Here is a 781-nt window from a genome sequence, read left to right on the forward strand (position 1 = left end):
CTTCATGTACTTTGTTTACCAGGCGAGGGTTAATACCCGCTTCACCAAGGATTACAGCAGTACCGTGAGTAGCATCCAATTGGTAACCCAATTTTACTAGCTTAGACGCAAGGTCAACAACACGCTGCTTATCACCTTCACGAACAGAAAGTAGCGCACGGCCACCTTCAGGGTACACACTGCCACAGCCAAGCTCTGCTTTTGCGTAAGCTTCTGCAAACGTTGCACCAACACCCATCACTTCACCTGTTGAGCGCATTTCAGGACCTAATAGAGGGTCAACGCCAGGGAACTTATTGAAAGGTAGAACGACTTCTTTGACTGAGTAGTAAGGAGGAATAATCTCTTTAGTGAAACCTTGTGATTCCAGAGATTGACCCGCCATTACACGTGCAGCGATTTTCGCTAGTGGTGCACCGGTTGCTTTCGATACGAATGGAACTGTACGTGCAGCACGCGGGTTTACTTCGATTAGGTAAACTTCGTGGTCTTTTACTGCGAACTGCGTGTTCATCAGACCACGAACACCAAGTTCGAAAGCCAGCTTCTCAACTTGCTCACGCATCTTGTCTTGGATTTCTTGGCTTAGTGTGTAAGCAGGAAGCGAACATGCAGAGTCACCAGAGTGAACGCCCGCTTGCTCAATGTGCTCCATGATGCCGCCGATAACCACGCGCTCACCGTCACAGATAGCGTCGATATCCACTTCTGTTGCATCATCTAGGAATCGGTCTAGTAGAACTGGAGATTCATTCGATACGCTTACTGCTTCGTTGAAGTA

General features: G+C 48.1%; 1 protein-coding gene. It reads right to left on the reverse strand.

Annotated elements, in window-relative coordinates; genetic code table 11:
• A partial coding sequence (locus R7Z49_RS24435; RefSeq protein WP_318112285.1) for an ATP-grasp domain-containing protein occupies nt 1-781 on the reverse strand: 781 nt, incomplete at both ends.

The sequence above is a fragment of the Vibrio sp. 1562 genome (assembly GCF_033340155.1).
GTDB classification, from domain to species: Bacteria; Pseudomonadota; Gammaproteobacteria; order Enterobacterales; family Vibrionaceae; genus Vibrio; species Vibrio alginolyticus.